The following is a 22438-nucleotide window of genomic DNA, read 5'->3' on the forward strand; positions in this document are numbered from 1 at the left end:
TTCTGACAGGGTGGGATGGGAAAAGAGGTAAGCCCGACCGAATCCGGAGCTGATTCTGACAGGGTGAGGTGGGAAAAGAGTTTTGCCTGACCGAAGAGATCTCGCCCTTTCCCTCGTTCCAGTCAAATTAAGGCCGGAATAGTGACAGGCACCCTGCCTTTTCTCCAGATCGAGTCAGACAAAGGCCAGATTAGTGACAGGCACCCTGCCTTTTCTCCAGATCGAGTCAGACAAAGGCCAGATTAGTGACAGGCGCCCCGCCCTTCCCCCAGATCGAGTCAGACAAAAGCTAGATTAGTGACAGGCACCCTGCCTTTTCTCCAGATCGAGTCAGAGAAAGGCCAGATTAGTGACAAGCGCCCCGCCCTTACCCCAGATCGAGTCAGAGAAAGGCCAGATTAGTGACAGGCGCCCTGCCATTTCCCCAGATCGAGTCAGAGAAAGACCGGATTCGTGACAGGCGCCCCGCACATTCCCCAGATCGAGTCAGACAAAGCCCGGAATAGTGACAGGCACCCCGCCTTTTCCCCAGATCGAGTCAGAGAAAGGCCAGATTAGTGACAAGCGCCCCGCCCTTACCCCAGATCGAGTCAGAGAAAGGCCAGATTAGTGACAGGCGCCCCGCCATTTCCCCAGATCGAGTCAGAGAAAGGCCGGATTAGTGACAGGCCCCCCGTCCTTACCCCAGATCCAGTCAGAAAAAGCCAAGGATAGTGACAGGAAGATGGGTATTCTCCCCAACCCGGTCGAAATTAGAGGGGAAGCCTGTTACTCATAACTCCCTTCCATGAGGCGGGGGGTGTGTGCCAATTATAGGAGTTGGACTATTCTCATTCTCCTCAAGCATACCTTATTGATTTTCAAAGACTGCTTACCACTTAACACTGATCCCCCCTCTATACATCTCTAATGACTCTCCCCTCTTTATTTCCTCCTTCCCTCCCAAACCAACCCAACTTTAGGCACAAGAAGAGAAGCTAGCATATCGCGGCGACAAGGCCTATCTGCACTGGGAGAGAACAGCCGAGCACATATGAGTGAGCGTATTCACCCTTAAGAGGAGTACTCTCCTTTACATAAGGAAGAGTAGGGAAAACAAGGTAGCCGACAGTGGCCATAAGATGGATTTCCTGACTAAAAGGGAGAGTGGTCAAAAGGCCCAAAACAAATACCTCCTACCTCCCCCCCTTCCTTACCCCTAGCTCCATAAACCACCCCTTCATCCAAAGCAAGGTCCCACCCGAAGAGCCCCATCCCCACACCAAGCCCCCCCGCCCATCGCCATTCTCCCAAAACCAACGCCCTTCTATGGTGATTCGACAGTTTTTACGGTATAATCTTCCTGGGACTGGAAGAAAAGTGAGTCTTCCGTCTTATCCCATCATAAAAGATCGTCTCCGGACGAAATACATACAACAAAAGGAGCAAACCCCATGTTAAACATTGAACAAATCAAAGAAATCATTCCACACCGCTACCCGTTTTTATTAGTCGATAAGGTGCTAGAACTAGAACCAGGAAAACGCGCCGTGGGAATCAAAAACGTCACTGCCAATGAACAATTTTTCCAAGGGCATTTCCCCGACTATGCCGTCATGCCAGGCGTCCTCATTGTCGAAGCACTCGCCCAAGTAGGAGCCGTATCTGTCCTTAGCCTCGAAGAGAACAAAGGGAAGATCGCCTTTTTTGCGGGGATCGACAATTTCCGTTTTAAAGAGCAAGTCCGCCCTGGAGACACGTTGACCCTGGAAGTCGAGATGACCACCATCCGCCGCGGCATCGGAAAAGGCCACGCCATAGCCAAAGTAGGCGATAAAATCGCAGCAGAAGGCGACATGATGTTTGCCATTGGGAAATAGTTCCCCAAAAAAATAAATGAAATTTGTCGAAGACTATCGTATAATGTAAAATGTTAGGAGAAATGGGAAAAAAGAACCAGAAAGTTAGGGGAAACCAATGGAACAAGAGACAACTATAGACCTGAGAGAATTGTTGGAAATCATACGAAAAAGAATATGGATCATCGCACTAGTAACCGTGCTGGCAACTGTTGTAAGCGGGATTGTCAGCTTTTTTGTGTTAACCCCCATCTATGAATCATCGACCCAGCTGCTCGTAAACAAAAGCGAGAATAAAAATGACCTAATGATGCCTACAGCCAACGATATCCAGACCAATCTGCGATTAATTGATACCTATAACGTGATTATTAAAAGCCCGAGAATATTGGAAAAGGCGATTTCCAATATGGGATTAGACATGACAGCAAGCCAGTTAGGCAACAAAATCAATGTCACAGCGGTCCGTGATTCCCAGGTCATGTCCATCACCGTGACAGACCCCGATCCATTGATGGCCGTGAAGATTGCCAATGGGATCGCGACCACTTTTCAGCAAGAGATCAAGACCATCATGAGCGTCGATAACGTGCAAATCTTGGCCGAGGCGAAAATCGCGGAGAAGCCATCCCCAGTTAAGCCGAAGCCGTACTTGAATATGGCGATTGCCCTTGTTGTAGGACTTATGGCCTCTGTCGGAATCGTATTTTTACTAGAGTACTTGGATAATACGATTAAAACCGAACAGGATGTAGAGCAAATCCTGGGACTTTCCGTACTTGGAGCGATCGCGACCATCGATTACAAATCAGAAGATAAGCTAGGGACAGCAAACGCAAAATCTGCAGCAATGGGAGGGAAAGGAATTGAAGCCTAAACTAAATCACGAGAGAAGAAGCCTCATTACCTTATCGAATCCCAAATCTCCCATTTCCGAGTCCTATCGCACCCTTCGTACGAACATTCAGTTTGCTAGTGTGGACCAGGAACTAAAAACCGTCATGGTAACCAGTACAGGTCCTTCCGAAGGGAAATCCACTACGGTCGCCAATTTGGCAGTCGTGACAGCCCAAGGGGAAAAGCGGACCTTGCTGGTTGACTCTGATTTGCGCAAACCAACGGTACACCATACTTTTCAACTGGTCAATCGAAAGGGTTTAACCACTTTTCTGACGGGACAAGACACCTTGCAAGAGGTTGCCCAGGAAACGGACAACCCTTATTTGCATGTCGTCACATCGGGGCCGATCCCGCCAAACCCGGCAGAGCTTTTGGGATCCAAAGCGATGGCACGCTTCATTCAGGAAGCCTCTTTGGCCTATGACCAAATTTTCTTTGACACCCCACCCGTGATCGCGGTGACCGATGCGCAGATTTTGGCGTCCAAGGTGAGTGGGGTGATTTTGGTCGTCAATTCCGGCGTCACCAACAAGGATGTCGCCCTCAAAGCCAAAACCCTGCTCACCAACGTAAAAGCGAATCTATTAGGGGTTGTGCTGAACAATAAAAAAATGCAAGGCGATAGTTACTACTACTATTACTACGGAAATAAGAGCTAGTTGGCCACTACAAATTTCCCCATATTATTACAAAAAGGGGAAAAATAGTTTGCCAACTATAGTTTGAAGGGATAAAATGTGTGTATTAGGACTTAAGTAGGAAGGTGGTTAGTCCATGATCGATATTCATTCCCATATTCTTTACGGCCTTGATGACGGGGCACAGAACGCGGAAGATACCTTAAACATGGCAAAACAAGCAGTGGAAAATGGCATACACACCATTGTCGCTACACCACACCACCTTGATGGAACCTACACGAATCCGCCAGAGGTCATTCGCGAGAGAACCGCTGCCGTGGAGCAATTGCTGGCAGAACATCAAATTCCACTACGAATCGTTCCAGGGATGGAAATTCACATCCACGGGGAAGTAGTTGAAGAGCTCAAACAGGACCAGCTGCTTACAGTGAATCAGCAGCAACGACATATTTTACTAGAATTGCCCCATGACCATCTTCCTAGATATGTCGATCAGTTGATTTTCCAAATCCAGCTCGCCGGATTTGTCCCGATCATCCCCCATCCAGAACGCAATAAAGAGATCAGCGCGGATCTTAATCTGCTCTACCGACTCGTCAAGCGCGGGGCCATGTCCCAGTTGACAGCGGCGAGTGTGGCCGGGAAGTTCGGGAAGAACCTGCAGAAGATCTCCTTGGAGATGATCAAGCACAACCTCGTTCATTTTATCGCAACCGATGCCCATAACACAGGTTCACGGGGAGCCGTCCTCGCTGAAGCCTATCAAGTGATTAATCAAAAAGTGGGCACTGAATATACGAAAATGTACCAACACTTTGCGGAAGATCTCCTCAAAGGCCGAGATTGTGACGTCCCACCGCCAATTCGTTTGCGAAAGAAACTATTTGGGATCTTCTAATGAACTTCATCTAGGTAATGTCTACTAACCTGTATCAATCGTAGGCACTCGGTCATGCCGTGGGTATATATCAATTACCTTAGACTTGTATTGTCGGTGGTGTGATGTGAGGCGGGGTTCGATGCCCTATTTTAAGAAGTGAAAGTAGAGAGATGTGGATTGGAATTAAATGGAAATTATGAGATAGAAACTAATGGCGGTCTGACCACCAGAAATAACGTGTTCGCAACCGGTCAGACCTCCAAAATTTTATGGATGAAATCTTTTCCGAGCCGAGTAATCCAATTATTCTTTTCGGAAAAGGGTTTATCCTTTTTTAATTGAGATAGAAAAAAGAGAGAAATGAAAGAGGGGAAAGAAGTGACATACGAGAAACGCTTAGCTTCTTTGATGACGATTGATTCCATCATCGTCCTCACTTCTATTTACATCTGTAATTTTATCCTGGCGCCTACGATCAGGGGCTTTACATCGACATTGTTTATCAGCTCCATTACCCTTTTAGTCGGCCATCATCTATTTGCTCATTACTACAAGTTGTATAAAAGGGTATGGAAGTACGCCAGTATCGGTGAGCTAATCTCCGTGTTTAAGGCGGTTACCTTTTCTATTCTGATTACCGCAGCCGTTCAATACCTGATCAGCCAGGATATCTACTTTCGAACACTGGCCATCACCTGGATGATGCACATCATTCTGATTGGCGGCGTGCGCTTCTCCTGGCGGTTGTACCGGGACACCTATGTCAGCAAAGATCACAGTCATGATAAAAAGCGTGTGCTGATTATCGGCGCCGGGGCAGCAGGAACGATGGTAGCCAGGCAATTGAAGCATAGCAATGACACCGACCTTTATCCTGTGGCTTTTATCGATGATGATCCAACCAAGCAGCGTTTGGAAATCCTGGGTCTTCCCGTTCATGGCGGGAGGGAGACGATTGCCAATGCGGTTGAGAAATTCCACATCAATCATATCATCATCGCCATTCCTTCTTTGCGAAAACAGCAATTAAACTCCATCATTCAAGAATGTAACAAAACTCGAGTGAAAGTGCAAACCGTTCCCATGCTCGAAGATTTGGTATCCGGAAAGCTCTCCGTCAACGAAATCCGCGATGTCCAGGTGGAAGACCTGCTCGGACGCGAACCTGTAGAGCTCGATACCGCAGCGATCAAAGAATACATCGCAGGCAATGTTGTTCTTGTCACGGGGGCAGGAGGATCCATTGGCTCCGAAGTCTGCCGGCAGATTTCCCGATTTTCACCAGCCAAAGTCATCCTGCTTGGCCATGGGGAAAACAGTATTTATACTATTGAAATGGAACTCAAGAACAATAACGAAAACGACATCGAATACATAACCGAAATCGCGGACGTACAGGATCGCGAAAAAATGTTTTACCTGATGAAAAAACACAAACCATCTGTCGTGTTCCATGCCGCCGCACATAAACATGTCCCATTGATGGAACGCAACCCGGAAGAAGCCGTGAAAAACAACGTCATCGGCACGAAAAACGTCGCCGAGGCCGCGGATTATCACAAAGTCGATACCTTTGTCATGATTTCCACGGACAAAGCCGTCAATCCCACCAGCGTCATGGGTTCAACCAAGCGCATTGCGGAAATGATCATCCAGGATCTCGACCGCCACAGCCAAACCCGCTTTGTCGCCGTCCGTTTTGGAAACGTACTGGGAAGCCGCGGCAGCGTCATCCCGCTTTTCAAAGCGCAAATTAAAAAAGGGGGACCCGTCACCGTCACACATCCGGAAATGGTCCGTTATTTCATGACCATCCCGGAAGCCTCCCGCTTGGTGTTACAAGCAGGAGCCTTGGCTGAAGGCGGAGAAATCTTTGTCCTCGATATGGGTGAACCTGTGAAGATTGTGGACCTAGCCCGCAACCTCATCCGCTTGTCCGGCTATACCGAACACGAAATCGGCATCGAATTCACCGGCGTACGCCCAGGCGAGAAGCTGTTTGAAGAGCTGCTTGGCGAAGGTGAAGTGCATGAAGAGCAAGTGTATCCCAAGATTTACATCGGGAAAACAGCGCGACTTTATATGGAAGAGATTCACGAGATATTACATAATAAAGAGACAGATCCATTGGTGTTAAAACAGAGATTGCTAGATTTGGCGAATAACCGAGTGGCACCGAGGGAGTTAGTAGCGGTGAGATAGACGAAGGAGTCTTGGAACGAATGGGGGTCAGACTCCCGAAGCCGGAAGGCGAAGGTTGTGTCTGACCCCCTGAGCTCCCTTAGAGAGGTTTTGACGCCACATCTTTGTTAAAGTGGCAAGTCAAACGCCAATATCCCCCGGGTCCCAAGTAGGATTAAATATTGAATGAACTGCCGATAATGGGATACATCCATGTTATAATGGAATAAAGCATGGAAGGAAGTTGAAAGGTGAGGAGGGTTAGAAAATGAGGTTGACAGCTGCGATTGTCAAAGAAGGTAAATTCTATGTTGCCAGGTGCATTGAAGTGGAGGTTGCGAGCCAAGGGAATAGTATGGAAGAAGCGTTAGACAATCTTAAAGAGGCATTGGAACTTTATTTTGAAGATGAAGCTCTTGAATTAATCAGCTCACCAATCATTGCTCCTTTAGATATTGAGGTGCGGACATGAGTCTAGCATTACCTGTTGTATCCGGTAAGGAAGCGATTCGTGCACTTCTAAATGCATCTTTTGAACAAGTAAGCCAAAAAGGCAGTCATGTTAAGTTAAAGCATCCTGATGGACGGATAGCCATTGTACCTATGCATAATGAATTAGCAGCAGGTACTTTAAAGTCGATAATAAGGCAAGCCTCAATGACTGTGGAAGAGTTTATGAATTATTTAGGATAATAGATTAAACCAACGAAAAGTTGGTTTTTATTTTTTTTATAAATGAAAGGACGTGCCTCATGAAAGTCAGAAAAGCCATTATCCCAGCAGCTGGCCTCGGAACCCGATTCTTACCGGCGACCAAAGCCATGCCTAAGGAAATGTTACCCATCGTTGATAAACCAACGATTCAATATATTGTAGAAGAAGCTGTTGAATCGGGGATTGAAGATATTATTATCGTTACTGGAAAAGGCAAACGTGCCATTGAAGACCATTTCGACCATTCTTTTGAATTAGAACAAAATCTTTTAGAAAAAGGCAAGCTCGATCTATTAGATGAAGTGCAAAAATCCTCGAAAATGGTAGATATCCATTATATCCGCCAAAAGGAACCCAAAGGGTTAGGGCATGCCATTTGGTGTGCGCGCAAGTTTATTGGCAATGAGCCGTTTGCTGTGTTATTAGGAGATGACATCGTTAAGGCAGAAAAACCTTGCTTGCGTCAAATGATAGAGCAGTATGAGAGATATCGGGCTTCTGTGATTGGCGTGCAGCATGTACCGGATGATGAAGTATCCCGTTATGGGATTGTCGATGCCAAGCAACTGGATGAGCGGTTTTTTAGTGTTAATAACTTGGTGGAAAAACCGAAGAGAGAAAACGCGCCATCCAATTTGGCGATTATGGGAAGATATATCCTTAGTCCACGGATTTTTGATGTTCTGGATAATCAGGAACCTGGGGCTGGTGGGGAGATTCAGTTGACGGATGCCATTGCGCAGCTCAATCGGTTTGAGCAGGTGTATGCCTATGATTTTGAGGGGACCCGGTATGATGTCGGGGAGAAGCTCGGGTTTATTAAGACGCAGGTGGAGTTTGCGTTGGAGAGGGAAGAGTTGAGAGGGGATTTGCTAAAGTTTTTTGAGAGCCTTTTGGAACAAGAGACGCTATTAAATAAATAATGACTTTTACATGAAAGAGGCTATTGGAAATGACCGATAACAAGATATATCTTTCATCCCCACACATGAGTGATGAAGGCTATGAAATGCAATATGTACAAGAAGCGTTTGATACCAATTGGATTGCACCTCTTGGGAAGAATGTCAATGAATTTGAAAAAGAGCTAGCTGCTAAAGTTGGCTCGAAAGCGGCAGCAGCTCTTTCTTCTGGGACTGCTGCTATTCATTTGGCACTCAAAGCTGCAGGAGTAGGTGAAGGGGATATCGTTTTTTGCTCCACACTCACTTTCTCCGCAACAGCCAATCCAATCATCTATCAAAATGCCATTCCTGTTTTTATAGATAGTGATGATGAAACGTGGAATATGAGTCCCAAAGCTTTAGAAGAAGCTTTTGAGAAGTATCCGAATGTCAAAGCTGTGTTGATGGTACATTTATATGGTTTGTCGGCAGACATGGACCCCATTGTGCAGCTTTGCAAGAAACATAATGTGCCCTTAATAGAAGATGCTGCGGAGTCCTTAGGTACTTACTATAAAGGTAAGCACACGGGGACTTTTGGTGATTATGGAATCTTCTCTTTTAATGGAAACAAGATTATCACGACTTCTGGTGGTGGCATGCTTGTTTCAAATAATGAGGAGAGAATTGCCAAGGCAAGATTCTGGGCTACGCAATCCAGGGATCAAGCCAGGCATTATCAGCATAGCGAATTAGGGTTCAACTACCGGATGAGTAATGTCGTTGCGGGAATTGGTAGAGGGCAGCTTAAGGTGTTGGACCAGAGAGTTGAAAAGAAGAACTACATCTTTAATTTTTATAGAAGAGAGCTTGGTGGACTTGAAGGTGTTCAATTTATGCCTAGCAATGAGTGGAATGAACCGAACTACTGGCTAAGCAGTATGACGTTGACCGGAAAAGTAAGACCCCTTGATGTGATGGCGGCTCTTGAGAAAGAGAATATTGAGTCAAGGCCGATCTGGAAGCCAATGCATATGCAACCGTTCTTTGAGAAGTATGATTTTGTGGGTGAAGGTGTATCGGAGAGGTTGTTTGGGAATGGGGTTTGTTTGCCGTCAGATACCAAGATGACGGATGGGGATTTGGAGAGGGTTGTAGGGATAATTAAGAAAATATGGAGCGAATAATGTATAGACGATTTATAAAAAGACCAATGGATTTTCTATTGTCGTTGATTGCTATTATCGTTCTTAGTCCGGTTCTTTTGGCTGTTGCTATTCTTGTCAGAGTAAAGCTAGGGAGTCCAGTGCTATTTATGCAGAAAAGGCCGGGGTTGAACGAGAAGATTTTTACGATGTATAAGTTTCGGACGATGACGGATGAGCGGGATGAGAATGGGGAGTTGCTGCCGGATAGCGTGAGGTTGACGAAATTTGGGAGGTTTTTGAGGTCGACAAGTTTGGATGAGTTGCCGGAGTTGTTTAATATACTCAAGGGGGATATGAGTGTTGTGGGGCCGAGACCACTAATAATACGGTATTTACCCTTTTATACTGAGAATGAGAAATTAAGGCACTCAGTTAGACCTGGTCTATCTGGTCTCGCACAAATAAGCGGAAGAAATCACCTTAATTGGGAAGAGAGATTAGCAACGGATATTGAATATGTTACTAATATTAGTTTTTACCTTGATATTAAAATAATTCTAAAGACTATTATAAAAGCATTTAAACGAGAGGGTGTAGTAGTAATAGATAAGGCACCTCTAAAAGATTTAGATGTTGAAAGGAGAAATTCCTTTGATAATTAAGAGAATAGAATATGAAAATTTCGTTGCCCATGAAGATGGAATTTTAAGTTTATTGACTGAAACATATATGATGAATTTTAATCTTTCGCATGAATTAAGTACAAATATGAGCGAGGAAAAAGTAAAACAACTGCACGGTTATATTAAAGACGGAAGCGCAATTATTTTTGCGGCATTAGAAGATGAAAAATTATGTGGGTTTGTATGGATTTATATACATGATTTTTTTTGTGAAAAGAGATTCCATATTAATCAGATAGCGTTAGATAGCAAATATAGAGGAAAAGGAATTGCTAAAAAGTTAATGAAAAAGGTAGAAGAGCATGCTTTAATAGATGGAATTAAGACTATTGATTTATTTGTTTCAGAAGTTAATGCTATTGCACATAGTTTATATGAAGGATTAGGGTTTGAAACTGAAAGAAGATATATGAAAAAGAAATTGTAGGTGGTAAAGTGTTAAAAGCAATTACTATAGGACAAGCTGATAAGTGGGACGAAATTGTAAGAAGTTTCAATGATAACGATGTGAATTATTTAAGTGGTTATGTGAAAGCCTTCCAAATGCACGGAAATGGTGAACCCATTTTATTTTACTATGATGATGGGAGTACTAGGGCTATAAATGTTGTCATGAAAAGAGATATCGCTCATGAAAGAATATTTAAAAATAAGTTACCGATCGACACTTATTTTGATCTTTCAACGCCCTATGGATATGGCGGATTTATAGTTGAAGGTAATGATTATAAGACTGTAAATGAAGCATACGATGATTTTTGTAAGAATAAAGGTTTTGTAAGTGAGTTTGTTAGGTTCCATTTGTTAAATGATTATCGCAAATATTACAACGGTTTATGCGAAACTCATACTCGAAACGTAATTCGGAGTTTGGAATTGCCACTTGATGATATGTTTATGGATTTTGAGCATAAAGTAAGAAAAAGCATTAAAAAAGCGACTAAAACAGGATTAGAAATTGAAATTGATTCAAAAGGATCAAGGTTAGATGATTTTTTAAAGATGTATTATGGTACAATGGATCGTTCAAATGCAAAAGAAAATTTCTATTTTAAAGAAGATTTTTTTCAAATCATTAATGAAATGACAAACCAATATGTTTATTTCCATGTTCTATATGAAGGACAGGTTATTTCAACTGAACTTGTAATCTACGGAACTGAAAATTGCTATTCATTTTTAGGCGGAACGAACAGAGAATTCTTCCATCTTAATGCCAATAGTTTATTGAAATTTGAAATCATTAAGTGGGCAAAAGAGAAGGGTCTAAAACGTTTTATCCTAGGTGGCGGTTATGGTGCGGATGACGGTATCTATAAATATAAAAAAAGCTTTGCACCGAATGGCGTTTATGATTTTTATGTCGGTAAAAAAATATTTGATAGAGAGAAATATAATGAATTAGTTAAGATTCGTAGTAAGGAAGAAGAGTTTAATCCTGGCACGTCATTTTTCCCTTTGTACAGAGGGTAGGTAATTTCAATAAGGTATTAGTTTGGAGATTTAGATAATGAAAATATTATATGTAACCACCGTATCTGATACAATGGGTTTCTTCACATCGCATATTAATATGTTATTAGAGGAAGGACATACTGTTGATATGGCTTGCAATATTGGTAAACCAATTAATCAAGAACTGATTGACTTGGGATGTAATGCCTACAATATAGAATTTAGCCGATCTCCTGTCAATCCTTCTAATATCGTAGCGTATAAAAACTTAAAAAAATTGATAATAGAAAAAGGTTATGATGTTGTCCATACACATACGCCAGTAGCATCAGTATGTGTTAGACTTGCATGTAAAAAGCTAAAAAATGTCCGAGTGATGTATACCGCTCATGGATTTCACTTTTATAAAGGTGCTCCGCTACAGAATTGGTTAATTTACTATTCTATTGAGAAGTGGTTGTCAAAATATACAGATGTACTAATCACGATCAATCAAGAGGATTTTCAAAGAGCAAAAAAGTCGTTTAAAGCTGGAGCTATAGAATACCTTCCAGGTGTAGGAATAGATATAAATAAATTTAATAATGTAGCTGTAGATAAAGCTGAAAAACGTCGTGAACTAGGCTTACCAAAGGATTCCTTTGTTGTACTATCAGTAGGAGAATTGAATAAAAATAAAAATCACGAAACTATTATAAAGGCAATCGCACAGTTGGGAAATTCGGAAATATATTATGTAATATGTGGCCTGGGCCCCCTAGAAGGGAATTTAAAAAGGTTAGCAAATGAACTAGGATTAGGCGATCGAGTTAAATTGTTAGGGTTTCGAAAAGACATCAATGAAATCTTTAAGGCTTCTGATATATTTGTTTTCCCTTCTTTTAGAGAGGGATTGTCTGTTGCATTAATGGAGTCAATGGCATGTGGATTACCGGTTGTATGTTCACATATAAGAGGAAACAGTGATTTAATTCATAATAATAAAGGTGGATTTTTAATCGAATCATCTGATGTTAGCGGATTTGCTGAAGCTATTAATAATATTACAGATTCAAAAAAATTACGTTTAACTTATGGGCAATATAATACGGAAATTATCCAGGGCTTTAATATGACTAATGTACTTCAAAAATTAAAGAAGATATATTATTCGAGAACTAAACATTAATGATTAGGTTTCAATGTATTATAACAAAACATAGCATGAAAATAATGACAGCACACCTTGTTATTTTGAAAAGTAAAAAGGAGATTATTATAAACAACAGATTAAAAAAATCCTTTTGTTCGATTAATTTATAACAATATTAAACATTATAATCACAAAAAATACTGGAAAATGAGGTAATCAACCTTACATCGTAGCTTTCAAAATTATTTGGAATATATTATTTGTTGAAGATCTGGAGTGAGAAAAGAAAGTATATTTGCTTAGAAAGCATACTAAGGTTAACGGGGATTATAGGAAACATTTGATTGAATCTTGTTTATAGAAGGAGTTAATTAATGTTAGTATCAGTAATATGTACTGTTAGGAATGGAGAAAATACAATATCTTATACGATCGACTCTGTAATTAATCAAACATTTAAAGAATGGGAAATGATAATTATTGATGATGGTTCAACTGATCGAACGGCAGTGATATTAAAAGAATATCAGTCAAAAGATAAGAGGATAAAAGTTATATCATCAGGTGGGATGGGGAGAGCAAAATCATTAAATATGGCTATAAATAATGCAAAAGGGGAGTATATAGCGAATATAGATGCTGACGACTTGATGCATCCCGAAAAACTAGAATGTCAAGTTGATATTATTAGTGAAAATAAATCTTTTTTTTTAGTCTCAACATTATCTGAGTTAATTTATGATGATGAAAAACCTAACTGGAAAGATATTAAATGTGGAAATAACCTATTAACATTTATTGATCATAAGTTACTATTCAGGAATAGAATAAGTCACTCTTCTGTTCTTATTAATAAAAATGAATTGATTAAGCTCGGTGCCTATAATATTGATAGAAAGAGTCAGTTGGATTACGAATTGTGGTTAAGAGCTTTGTTAAGCAATAAAAAGATGGGGATTATTGAATCTAAGCTAACAGCTAAGAGAATTCATAGTAACCAATCATTCGAGAATAAAAAAAGGTTAAAATATACGTATAATTCAATGCTATTGCAAATGAAGTTTATGATCCTTAGTAAGCAATATATATATTATTTGCCATTGCCTGTTATTTCATTTTTTGTTAGCCTTCTACCTTTTAGTTATAGGAGGAAGATCAGTTCTATAGTGTTTAAAGAAAAATAAACATCATTTATTCATATGTTTGATATTATGCCAATAAAAGCTGTTTATTAAATTACTTTACTTCTTTTGAGAGCTGTTACTAAAACTTTAAAAGGGTTCTAAAGCTTGTTTACTTCTGATAAAACTTCTTTATTAAACTCTATCAAATAAATATCGTGTTCAACAGTATGAAATAACTTAATTAAAGGCGGTTTATATGTTTTACTATTTTTTTATTGCGGTATGGGTTGGTATCGGTCAGCTTCTATCCAAAACATTTTTTCGTACAAAGATATATTCTTACTTATTGTTAATTATTATGTTAGTAATTGTTTTACTAGTATCAATACTAAGACCTTTTACAGGCGATATGTTTAGATATATAAGCTCTTTAAAGGTATTGAGTAATTTATCTTTAATAGAAGCCATTAATTATTCTAGTTTTGAATTTGGATTTGTATTATATCAATGGATTTTTTCAGAAATTTCAGTAAATGAATTAGCGTTTATATCTATGACAACTTTATTTATATTTGGATTACTGTTTTTAGCTTTAAAAAAAGTAGTAAAAATTAGTGATTTACCATTACTATTTTTTGGCTTCTTAAGCTTTTTTTATTTTTATAATTTCACTACCAATATATTAAGGCAAGGGATTGCTATTCCAATAACTCTATTAGTTATTGTTTATTTGTATAATAAAAAATATAAAAAAAGTATTCTTTTCTTGTGTCTCGCTGTATCATTTCATATGACTGCAATTATTTTGGGCATTCTACTTATTGTTAGAAGATATAATTTGAAAATTAATTTTTTATTATTAATATTTGTAATTTCTTCAGTATTAATGATTACGGGGTTAAATAAAACTCTCATGTTAGATCTTTCTTTTCTTGTTGGTGGTGGTGTAGAAGAAAAAGTAACAGGTTATACAGCAAATAGTGTTATTGAGGATTACGGCTCTGTTAATCGCTTAGACTTTTTTATATTCACATCAATTTGGATGTTATGGGGACTAACCTTTAAATATATTTATTTACGTAATGATCTATTGTATGAATGGCTACTAAAATGTTATATCTCGCTAAGTAGTATTTATGTTCTATTTGGATTTATAGGTTATTCAGATCGAATTGCAGCCTATGCTTGGTTATTGATTCCGATATTATTATTCTATCCCATAGTGACAATAAAATCTAAATACCAAAAAATTTGGTTAGTTTTTAGTATGGGGATAAGTATTTTATTATTCGTATATTTTAATGTTATTGATTTATATAAACCTTTAAAAATATTTTATTAGGTTGATTTCTCGATTAGAACACAAAAGCTTCATAGCATACAAAAGCAAACAATTGTCATACGTATACTCCGGTACTACAAAATAAAACGGTATCGAAAATTAAGTCAAAATACAGTTGTTACATAGGGAATGATATGTAACTGAATAAGTATGATTATAAATATTAAATTCTTATAAATAATATACGAGGATGTAAATAATGATAAAATTATCAATTATTATTCCGCATTATAATAGTATTTCATCTCTACTGAAATTATTGGAATCAATACCTGAAACCTATGCAATTCAAGTTATAGTTGTAGATGATAATAGCGACAAGGAAGAGAAAGAAAAATATAAAAAATTATCATTTAGCTACAGTAGAAATAATGTAGAATTTCATACAAACACCTCACAAAATAAAGGTGCTGGTGCCTGTAGGAACATTGGTTTAAAACATGCTAAAGGTGACTGGCTATTATTTGCTGATGCAGATGATTATTTTTTAGGTGGTTTCATAGAAAAAGTTAAGAAGTATTTTAATTCTGAAAATGATGTTGTGTTTTTTAAACCAACTAGTATTCAAATTGACACAGGAGATGTAGATACTCGACATTTGCCATACTCAAACTTGATAACAAATTATATTGAAAATAAAAACCGCACATCTGAATTGTTTTTGAAATATAGATTTTATGTGCCATGGTCTAAATTAATAAAACATAGTTTTGTTAAAAATAATCAGATATTATTTGAAGAAGTAATTGCATCAAATGATATTATGTTTTCTACAAAGATTGGATGTTACTTAAGGGAATTTGAAGTGTCAGAAGAGATAATATATTGTGTAACAAGAAATAGTGGTACTTTGACTACAACGGTTAATGAGAAAATATTTGACTCACGTTTTATCGAATATTTAAAGTGCTACACTTTTTTAAAAGCACATTTGACTAAAAATGAGTTTATTTTACTAGATATAAATGATTCTAGTGGTTTAGGCTTCATTTTGAACGCTAGGAAATTCGGCTATAAAAAAACATTTGAGGTTCACAGAAAGTTAAGGAAAAAAAATGTTCGAATTTTGAATCCTAAAATGATAAACCCTGTTTGGATTATAACTAAGTTATTTAATTATACCAATAAGACTAAAAGGATTAGAAAGTATCGAATAAATAATTAATTGTAACAGAGACCTTCTTTAACTATTTGATAAAGTTAAATTTTATGACATTATAATTATCTCTCCAAAATAACATTATGGTAGTTAGTCGCTATTTAGTTTTTTTATCAGAAGAAAATAATAGGTATTAGTATTAATAATCACTAGAAATATAAATATTAAGAAGGTTTATGGGTTATGAAACAATGAATATTTTAAGAAGTAAAACAGCAAAAAATGCTCTTTGGTTAATTGGTGAAAAAATCTTTACAATGTCAATAGGTTTATTGACAATCTCTTTAATAGCTAGATACCTAGGTCCAGAAAATTATGGAATGTTGAATTATGCGATATCGTTTGTAGCATTATTTGCGATATTTTCTACATTGGGATTGGATAGCGTTTCTATTAAGTCAATTGTTCAAAAAGACGATACCGAAGGGACAATTTTATTTTCTTCAATAATTATGAAATTAATTGGTAGTATTGTTATTATATTGATGACTTTCTTAGCTATTTGGCTCGTTGGGATTGAAAATGATATACAAATGTACTTGATTATTATTATGGCTTTTGTATATTTGCTTCGAAGTTTTGAAGCAGTTGAATACTGGATTCAGGCTTATCAAAACTCCCGACTGTCATCTAGTGTAAGAATGATTGTATCCATTATTTCAGCAATATTAAAAATTATTATTGTATTTTTTGACCTTGGTATTATTGCGTTAGGGTTTGTCTATCTGGTCGACGTAATCTTGATTGCATTTGGTTTGTTTTATGTATACTGGAGATATAATACAGAGAAATCTAAGTGGAAATTTAGCCTTTCTTATGTAAAACTAGCTTTTTCACAAAGTTGGTATTTGATTGTATCAGGCACATTAGTGGCTTTGTATACACAATTAGATAAGGTATTATTGGGAAATATGGTCTCTAAAGAGCAGCTTGGTTTTTTTATGGCGGCATTAGCTGTTTCTAATTTGTGGAAGTTCATACCACTAGCACTAATTAATTCATTTAAACCGGTTATTATGAATCTAAAAAAGGAGAATGAAGGAAAGTACTTAAAAAAAATACAACAGATGTACAGTATGTTGATCTTAATTAATATAAGTTGTGCATTGTTAGTTTTCCTGTTCTCTGATTTAATTATATATATTTTATATGGAGGAGAGTATAAATATGCTAGCACATTATTAACAATAAGTGTATGGGCGGGAGTTTTTTCTGTTTTTGGCACCGCTAGAGGAATCTGGATGCTGTGCGAAGGAATTCAAAAGTATTCCATTTTTTATTTGGGACTAGGTGCAGTGTTTAGTGTATGTTTGAACTTACTATTAATACCTAAACTTGGTGCAATGGGTGCTGCTATCACAATTTTATTAACAGAAATACTTACTACCGTGGTTACCTCTTTGTTCTTTAAAAAGACTAGATTGTTTACTAAGATGTTTTTTAGAGCATTGATATTAAGGAATTTAAAGTGATATCTGTTTTCAGTTTTGATTCTATAAAAAAAGCTCATGTCAATTGGGATTTATATATAATAATAGTTTGAGAGTCATTTTGCTAAGGCTTTTAAAAAAGGAATTGCTATTAATGTATGGAAAGGATGTAAATATGAATTTATTTTCTAGAATAAACCTTAAAGTATTAAGACATTTGAATTATAAATTATATACTAAACATTATTTTAAAGCTGTCCATGGATACGATTTGAATTTAAAATCACCTAAATCATTTAATGAAAAAATTCAATGGATGAAATTCTATGGTAATTTAGAGAGTTGTGGGAAATATGTTGATAAGAATGATGTTCGGAGCTTTGTTAAAGATAAAGTCGGTGAAAAATATTTGATACCACAGATTGGTTGTTATAATAACAGTAGTGAAGTAAATTTTGAAAGGTTGCCGAACAAGTTTGTAGTTAAAGCAACACATGCTTCTGGATGGAATTTAGTTGTAGATGATAAAAAAAAGTTAAACATTGAGGATGCAAAAAAACAAATAGATGTATGGGTTAATAAAAGCTTTTATAAAAAAAACGGTGAAAAAAACTATAAGCATGTTAGAGGAAGAGTTGTTATCGAAGAATTTATTGAAGATGGATCAGGAGACCTGATGGATTATCGCTTTTTCTGTTACGATGGCAACCCATTGTATATACAATTAGATAGTTATTCTGATACTAAAGTTAAGAAGCGAAGAAATATTTATGATATAAATTGGATTAAAATGGATGTTAAATGTAGTTACGAAAACACCTTAAAAGATATTGAGCGTCCTAACAAGCTAGATGAAATGATACATATAGCTAGTAAACTTTCAGAAGGTTTTAATTTTGTTAGGGTAGATTTATATTACGTAAATGACAATATTTATTTTGGTGAATTAACATTCACACCTCAAAATGGAACAGGGAAATTTACTCCAGTAGAGTATGATTATTTATTTGGCCAGAATTTTGAGTTAAAAAGGTATTAGTTAGATATCTAATATAAATACAAGTCCGAGAATTTATTAAATTATTCAAGTTAGTAAAAGTCTTGCTGTATGCAGGTCCTTTTTGTACATGTGGGCAGTTCAGTAGCGTAATAGATTCCGTAATTTATTAAAAGGATTAATAAGATTGTGGATTTGTTTAATTAACCTGTGCAAGCGCTCAATTCCATGCCCACCCATACATCTGTATAATTCCCCCTATTATATGATATTTATCCTAATATAGGGGGAATCAAGTGAGAATAAACATTAATGTTAAAACCCTTTAGAAGGTCTTATATTAAACAATATACAAAACTATAACCAAGGGAATATTGGGAAATGAGAAAAAAGTTATCAATCCAAATTAGAGATTACCAGAATTTCTTAGAGCTTACTATTTAAAAAAATCAAATGATGAACGCATTTAATAATGCCTCGACAGGGACAGATTGGGGAAGATGTACTTATTTTGAAACTCCTCCCAAAGTTGGTGCGCCAGTTAAATGGAATAATCATTTCGCCATACGTTAAAGTTGGTATAAATTGTACTCTCCAATTAACAGGTTACAATCGCTGGATTAAATAGTGTATCAGAAAAATTGGAGATAATTGTTTTATTATATGTGTGTAAACCTCAACGGATTCTATTTTAATATTTACAAGGTGATGCACTAAAATGTTGCTGAATGTGAGAATAGGTCATTATTAGCGATAAGAGCAAATACTGTTGTTGTAAAAGATGTTCCATATAATTGCACTATGGTTGGAAAACCATTGTTATAAACTAATTGGGGAGAGATTTGGTTGGTTTCTATAGAAAGAGATAAGAAAGTTGATATTTTGAGAGCATTAGCTTTACTTGGAATAATTATTGCACATATTAATCCACCTACTATTTTATTACAACTAAGAAGTTTCGATGTTCCATTAATGGCATTGCTAATGGGGACTTCGTTCTATCTTACAAATAAGGATAGAAAAATTAATTATTTTTCATATATTAACAAAAGGTTCAAACGATTAATTATCCCAACATGGCAATTCTTAACCATGTTTTTTATCTTGTTTTTTATCATTTCCTTAATCAGATCAGAGGCGTTTTACTTTGGAATAGAACAAATAATAAGGTCTTATATCTTACTAGATGGTATTGGTTACGTATGGATTATACAAGTATTTGTAGCAGTCGCTTTTTTCAATCCATTGATTTTAGAAGTAAGCCAAAAGATAAAAAACAATAGCATCTATATTTTGTTTCTAATAGCTGTTTATTTTGTATATTTAGGTCTAATTCAAATTTCCAACCTGTTAACCGGTCCTATCGGAGTGTTGTTTGAACACTTTGTGCTATATACAATTGCTTATGGACTAATCGCTGCAATCGGGATAAGGATTAAACAGATGTCCAAAAAAGAAATTCTCGCTATAGCCATTATACTTTTAGGAGTATTTATTATTTTGATGTTTGTATATGATTTTAAATTAACAGGTACGGCTAAATACCCACCAACCATGTATTATATCTCATACGCATTATGTGTTATTTTCGGACTCTATTTGTTGTTAGGATTAAGGAGAATATTTAAACTTTTTGATAATAAATTTATATATTTCCTCTCTAATGATTCCATGTGGATTTATCTTTGGCATATTATTCCTATTTATTTAATTGAGTTGTTTGGATCCAGTATGCCGATTATAAATGCTAACTTTGTTACAAGGTTTATTTTTGTGTTTGTAATAGCTTGTTTGCTTACAAACATACAAAACAAATTAACTAAACGAATACAGAAAAGAAAAGCTAAGAGAATCAAAGTGTGCAGTAACTAATTTATCGGTTAAATAACATATGATCGCAGACGGCGAAGCACTTCCGCGCTTCACCTCGTCAAGAGGGTCTGATCCCTTCACTTCGCTAAAGCGTCTGATTTGAAAAAATTTAACAAAGGTCTTGTGCTTTATTTCGCAAAACAAATCATTATTTCGTGCTTCCACCATCTAAGTTCCCTTTTGCCAACCATGGATGGCCTGGGGCATCTCGGTGATTGAGGTGGTGAGGGCGTCCATTTTGCTTTCCACGCGTGTGAGTAGGTACCATAAAACTAAAGATGGGGAAACCTAGTTTGCAGATCAGTGGGATGGGATAGAAAGCTTCCGTGGGTTCACTCCTTTTGAATGGGTTTATTAGACTGATATAATCTATCTATCTTGTTATTTTTATTTATTTTTAAAAATTATATAAAGGACTTTTATGGGTTTAAATGAATTATTAATCTTAATCACGATTTAATAAGGTGTAAATTTTTGGTGGTTGTCCTAGATTGTAGATTTAGGGGGGGGTTCCTGAATGGGGAGAGATGAGTTGAACCTTTTTAACTCATATACATAGATTTGATCATCGGAGGATATTTTATGGCTTTATTAGTAACTGGGGGAGCTGTTAACGCTAAAATAAAGTGAACACTTTTCGCTCATTAAAAATGAACACTACTAATTACTCAAACCTCATCCCTTCTATATACTAGATTCATAGAGTTAGGGTTGAGGAGGATTTAGGAGTGAGAAAGTGGATGCAGTATATGGAAGTACATCAACTTAAACAGAAAGGATTTAGTGTGAAAAAGATCGCTGAGAAGCTAGGGACTAGTCGCAATACTGTGTATCGAAATTTAGAGAAAACACCAGAGGAATTTAATGAATGGTTGCTCTCATGTGGAACAAAAGGTAAAAAGCTAGATTCTTATCAAGATCTAATACTGAATTGGTTAAAGGAACATTCTGATCTTTCTGGTGCACAAGTGTATGACTGGTTAAAGGAACATTATTACCAAATTATGGTTGGATAAAGTACAGTTAGAAGATATGTGAATGAGTTAAGGGAAATATACTCTATTCCCAAACAAGTCACATATAGACAGTACCAAGCGGTTGAAGAATTGCCTATGGGTAAACAGATTCAAGTAGATTTTGGAGAAACTATCGTAAAAACGAAGGAGGAAAAATCAAGAAAGCTTTGGTTTATTGGTTTTGTTTTAGCTCATTCTAGATATAAGTATGTGGAGTGGAGAGATCGCCCCTTTACCACTAGAGATGTCATTCAATGCCATTAAGCAGCCTTTGAGTATTTTGGTGGGATGTCAGAAGAACTTGTTTATGATCAAGACCATCTCATAGCTGTGAGTGAGAATGCTGGGGATATCATTTTAACGAAGGAGTTTCAATCCTATCAACAAATGAGGAAGTTTAACGTGTTCCTATGTAGAAAGAACGATCCCGAAACTAAGGGAAAGATTGAGAGTGTTGTGAAGTACGTGAAGAGAAACTTTAGTAAGAACCGTGTGTTTACGAATCTAGAGGTATGGAATGAGTTGTGATCGAAGACGCTAAACCGCTCCGCGCTTTAGCTCAGCAAAGGGGTCTGACCCCATCACCGGGTTAAAGCGTTTTTTTAGTAAAGTTTACAAAAGGCCTAATTAGGTCTTTTGTAAAAATTTCGTAAAACCGAATTATGGTAAAATAATATTTCAATACAACATCCCCCTAGTCTCGCGAAGAGAATAGGGGGTTGCATTTCCCCGTGCTTTCACCAACTATGTTTCTTTTTTTCAGCCATGGATGACCTGGGTCATCTCGGTGATCGAGGTGGCGAGGGCGTCTATTTTTCTTTCCACGCGTGTGAGCAGGTACCAGGAAACAAAGATTGGGAAACCTAAGTTGCTGATCAGTGGGATGCGATCAAATGCTTCCAGGAGTCTCCCTTCTTTTGAATGGAGTTTATTAGATTGACATAATCTATGAATGCTAGTTTAATAGTAGGCCATTATTAAGCAAAACGCTGAGAAAAAAGTAGACCACCTTATACCAAAACTTCTGTAAAATCAGTTTCGA

The 22438-nt window shown here is 37.3% G+C and carries 22 protein-coding genes and 1 pseudogene; 21 read left to right on the plus strand and 2 right to left on the minus strand.

Annotation, left to right across the window (positions count from 1 at the left end):
- The first annotated feature begins 1433 nt into the window (after positions 1-1433).
- The 19 genes from fabZ (at position 1434) to J2Z37_RS24415 (ending at position 20380) form a co-directional block, all read left to right on the plus strand.
- The gene (gene fabZ / locus J2Z37_RS24325) at positions 1434-1859 is read left to right on the plus strand and encodes a 3-hydroxyacyl-ACP dehydratase FabZ (RefSeq protein ID WP_209812937.1); all 426 of its coding nucleotides are present in this window, start codon (positions 1434-1436) and stop codon (positions 1857-1859) included.
- Between the two features lie 97 nt (positions 1860-1956).
- The gene (locus J2Z37_RS24330; RefSeq protein ID WP_209812938.1) at positions 1957-2715 is read left to right on the plus strand and encodes a YveK family protein; all 759 of its coding nucleotides are present in this window, start codon (positions 1957-1959) and stop codon (positions 2713-2715) included.
- A complete protein-coding gene (locus J2Z37_RS24335; RefSeq protein ID WP_209812939.1) occupies positions 2705-3397 on the plus strand; it encodes a CpsD/CapB family tyrosine-protein kinase in 693 nt (230 codons plus the stop codon). Before J2Z37_RS24330 ends, J2Z37_RS24335 begins: the two co-directional genes overlap by 11 nt.
- A 115-nt stretch (positions 3398-3512) precedes the next feature.
- Entirely contained in the window at positions 3513-4277 is a 765-nt protein-coding gene (locus J2Z37_RS24340) for a tyrosine-protein phosphatase (protein ID WP_209812940.1), read from the plus strand.
- 360 nt (positions 4278-4637) lie between these two features.
- The gene (locus tag J2Z37_RS24345; RefSeq protein WP_209812954.1) at positions 4638-6461 is read left to right on the plus strand and encodes a polysaccharide biosynthesis protein; all 1824 of its coding nucleotides are present in this window, start codon (positions 4638-4640) and stop codon (positions 6459-6461) included.
- A gap of 247 nt (positions 6462-6708) precedes the next feature.
- Positions 6709-6912 (plus strand): type II toxin-antitoxin system HicB family antitoxin, encoded by a 204-nt coding sequence (locus J2Z37_RS24350; protein ID WP_209812941.1) that lies wholly within the window; start codon positions 6709-6711, stop codon positions 6910-6912.
- Complete coding sequence (locus J2Z37_RS24355; protein ID WP_209812942.1) at positions 6909-7133, plus strand: type II toxin-antitoxin system HicA family toxin; 225 nt, start codon at positions 6909-6911, stop codon at positions 7131-7133. Before J2Z37_RS24350 ends, J2Z37_RS24355 begins: the two co-directional genes overlap by 4 nt.
- A 59-nt stretch (positions 7134-7192) precedes the next feature.
- Positions 7193-8077, plus strand: a complete 885-nt coding sequence (galU, locus tag J2Z37_RS24360; RefSeq protein ID WP_209812943.1) for a UTP--glucose-1-phosphate uridylyltransferase GalU — start codon at positions 7193-7195, stop codon at positions 8075-8077.
- 29 nt (positions 8078-8106) lie between these two features.
- A complete protein-coding gene (locus J2Z37_RS24365; RefSeq protein WP_209812944.1) occupies positions 8107-9225 on the plus strand; it encodes a DegT/DnrJ/EryC1/StrS family aminotransferase in 1119 nt (372 codons plus the stop codon).
- Positions 9213-9848 (plus strand): sugar transferase, encoded by a 636-nt coding sequence (locus tag J2Z37_RS24370; protein WP_280922266.1) that lies wholly within the window; start codon positions 9213-9215, stop codon positions 9846-9848. The genes J2Z37_RS24365 and J2Z37_RS24370 overlap by 13 nt, the downstream gene beginning before the upstream one ends.
- Entirely contained in the window at positions 9838-10296 is a 459-nt protein-coding gene (locus tag J2Z37_RS24375; RefSeq protein WP_209812945.1) for a GNAT family N-acetyltransferase, read from the plus strand. Before J2Z37_RS24370 ends, J2Z37_RS24375 begins: the two co-directional genes overlap by 11 nt.
- Before the next feature lie 8 nt (positions 10297-10304).
- Positions 10305-11342, plus strand: a complete 1038-nt coding sequence (locus tag J2Z37_RS26060; RefSeq protein WP_209812946.1) for a GNAT family N-acetyltransferase — start codon at positions 10305-10307, stop codon at positions 11340-11342.
- 37 nt (positions 11343-11379) lie between these two features.
- Positions 11380-12492, plus strand: coding sequence for a glycosyltransferase family 4 protein (locus J2Z37_RS24385; RefSeq protein WP_209812947.1), 1113 nt, complete (start codon positions 11380-11382; stop codon positions 12490-12492).
- Between the two features lie 338 nt (positions 12493-12830).
- Positions 12831-13640, plus strand: coding sequence for a glycosyltransferase family 2 protein (locus J2Z37_RS24390; protein WP_209812948.1), 810 nt, complete (start codon positions 12831-12833; stop codon positions 13638-13640).
- A gap of 196 nt (positions 13641-13836) precedes the next feature.
- On the plus strand, positions 13837-14922 hold the full coding sequence (locus J2Z37_RS24395; RefSeq protein WP_209812949.1) for an EpsG family protein: 1086 nt from the start codon (positions 13837-13839) through the stop codon (positions 14920-14922).
- Positions 14923-15121: 199 nt separating this feature from the next.
- Positions 15122-16087 (plus strand): glycosyltransferase family 2 protein, encoded by a 966-nt coding sequence (locus tag J2Z37_RS24400; RefSeq protein ID WP_209812950.1) that lies wholly within the window; start codon positions 15122-15124, stop codon positions 16085-16087.
- Between the two features lie 170 nt (positions 16088-16257).
- Positions 16258-17553, plus strand: coding sequence for a flippase (locus J2Z37_RS24405; protein ID WP_209812951.1), 1296 nt, complete (start codon positions 16258-16260; stop codon positions 17551-17553).
- Between the two features lie 133 nt (positions 17554-17686).
- A complete protein-coding gene (locus tag J2Z37_RS24410; protein WP_209812952.1) occupies positions 17687-18550 on the plus strand; it encodes an ATP-grasp fold amidoligase family protein in 864 nt (287 codons plus the stop codon).
- Positions 18551-19354: 804 nt separating this feature from the next.
- Positions 19355-20380: an acyltransferase family protein gene (locus J2Z37_RS24415; RefSeq protein WP_209812953.1), complete on the plus strand. Its 1026-nt coding sequence runs from the start codon at positions 19355-19357 to the stop codon at positions 20378-20380.
- A 168-nt stretch (positions 20381-20548) separates the two neighbouring features.
- On the opposite strand, the pseudogene J2Z37_RS26215 reads toward J2Z37_RS24415, so the two are convergent.
- Positions 20549-20641: pseudogene (locus tag J2Z37_RS26215) on the minus strand (hypothetical protein); the annotation flags it as partial.
- 467 nt (positions 20642-21108) lie between these two features.
- Here J2Z37_RS26215 and J2Z37_RS26065 point away from each other — a divergent pair.
- Both J2Z37_RS26065 and J2Z37_RS26070 read left to right on the plus strand, forming a co-directional pair.
- On the plus strand, positions 21109-21396 hold the full coding sequence (locus tag J2Z37_RS26065; protein ID WP_342453882.1) for a helix-turn-helix domain-containing protein: 288 nt from the start codon (positions 21109-21111) through the stop codon (positions 21394-21396).
- Between the two features lie 288 nt (positions 21397-21684).
- Entirely contained in the window at positions 21685-21924 is a 240-nt protein-coding gene (locus J2Z37_RS26070) for a hypothetical protein (protein WP_342453883.1), read from the plus strand.
- Between the two features lie 231 nt (positions 21925-22155).
- Here J2Z37_RS26070 and J2Z37_RS24430 read toward each other — a convergent pair whose 3' ends face one another.
- A complete protein-coding gene (locus J2Z37_RS24430; protein ID WP_342453884.1) occupies positions 22156-22350 on the minus strand; it encodes a YvrJ family protein in 195 nt (64 codons plus the stop codon).
- Positions 22351-22438 lie beyond the last annotated feature (88 nt).

Origin of the sequence: Ammoniphilus resinae (genome assembly GCF_017873965.1) — a bacterium.
In the GTDB taxonomy this organism is placed as follows: domain Bacteria; phylum Bacillota; class Bacilli; order Aneurinibacillales; family RAOX-1; genus Ammoniphilus_A; species Ammoniphilus_A resinae.

Coding starts and splice junctions, on each gene's coding strand:
- J2Z37_RS24340 (WP_209812940.1), top strand. CDS start 3,513: ATGATCGATATTCATTCCCATATTCTTTACGGCCTTGATGACGGGGCA.
- J2Z37_RS24330 (WP_209812938.1), top strand. CDS start 1,957: ATGGAACAAGAGACAACTATAGACCTGAGAGAATTGTTGGAAATCATA.
- J2Z37_RS24400 (WP_209812950.1), top strand. CDS start 15,122: ATGATAAAATTATCAATTATTATTCCGCATTATAATAGTATTTCATCT.
- J2Z37_RS24385 (WP_209812947.1), top strand. CDS start 11,380: ATGAAAATATTATATGTAACCACCGTATCTGATACAATGGGTTTCTTC.
- J2Z37_RS24405 (WP_209812951.1), top strand. CDS start 16,258: ATGGGTTATGAAACAATGAATATTTTAAGAAGTAAAACAGCAAAAAAT.
- J2Z37_RS24350 (WP_209812941.1), top strand. CDS start 6,709: ATGAGGTTGACAGCTGCGATTGTCAAAGAAGGTAAATTCTATGTTGCC.
- J2Z37_RS24355 (WP_209812942.1), top strand. CDS start 6,909: ATGAGTCTAGCATTACCTGTTGTATCCGGTAAGGAAGCGATTCGTGCA.
- J2Z37_RS26070 (WP_342453883.1), top strand. CDS start 21,685: ATGTCAGAAGAACTTGTTTATGATCAAGACCATCTCATAGCTGTGAGT.
- J2Z37_RS24370 (WP_280922266.1), top strand. CDS start 9,213: ATGGAGCGAATAATGTATAGACGATTTATAAAAAGACCAATGGATTTT.
- J2Z37_RS24390 (WP_209812948.1), top strand. CDS start 12,831: ATGTTAGTATCAGTAATATGTACTGTTAGGAATGGAGAAAATACAATA.
- J2Z37_RS24395 (WP_209812949.1), top strand. CDS start 13,837: ATGTTTTACTATTTTTTTATTGCGGTATGGGTTGGTATCGGTCAGCTT.
- galU (WP_209812943.1), top strand. CDS start 7,193: ATGAAAGTCAGAAAAGCCATTATCCCAGCAGCTGGCCTCGGAACCCGA.
- J2Z37_RS24365 (WP_209812944.1), top strand. CDS start 8,107: ATGACCGATAACAAGATATATCTTTCATCCCCACACATGAGTGATGAA.
- J2Z37_RS24410 (WP_209812952.1), top strand. CDS start 17,687: ATGAATTTATTTTCTAGAATAAACCTTAAAGTATTAAGACATTTGAAT.
- fabZ (WP_209812937.1), top strand. CDS start 1,434: ATGTTAAACATTGAACAAATCAAAGAAATCATTCCACACCGCTACCCG.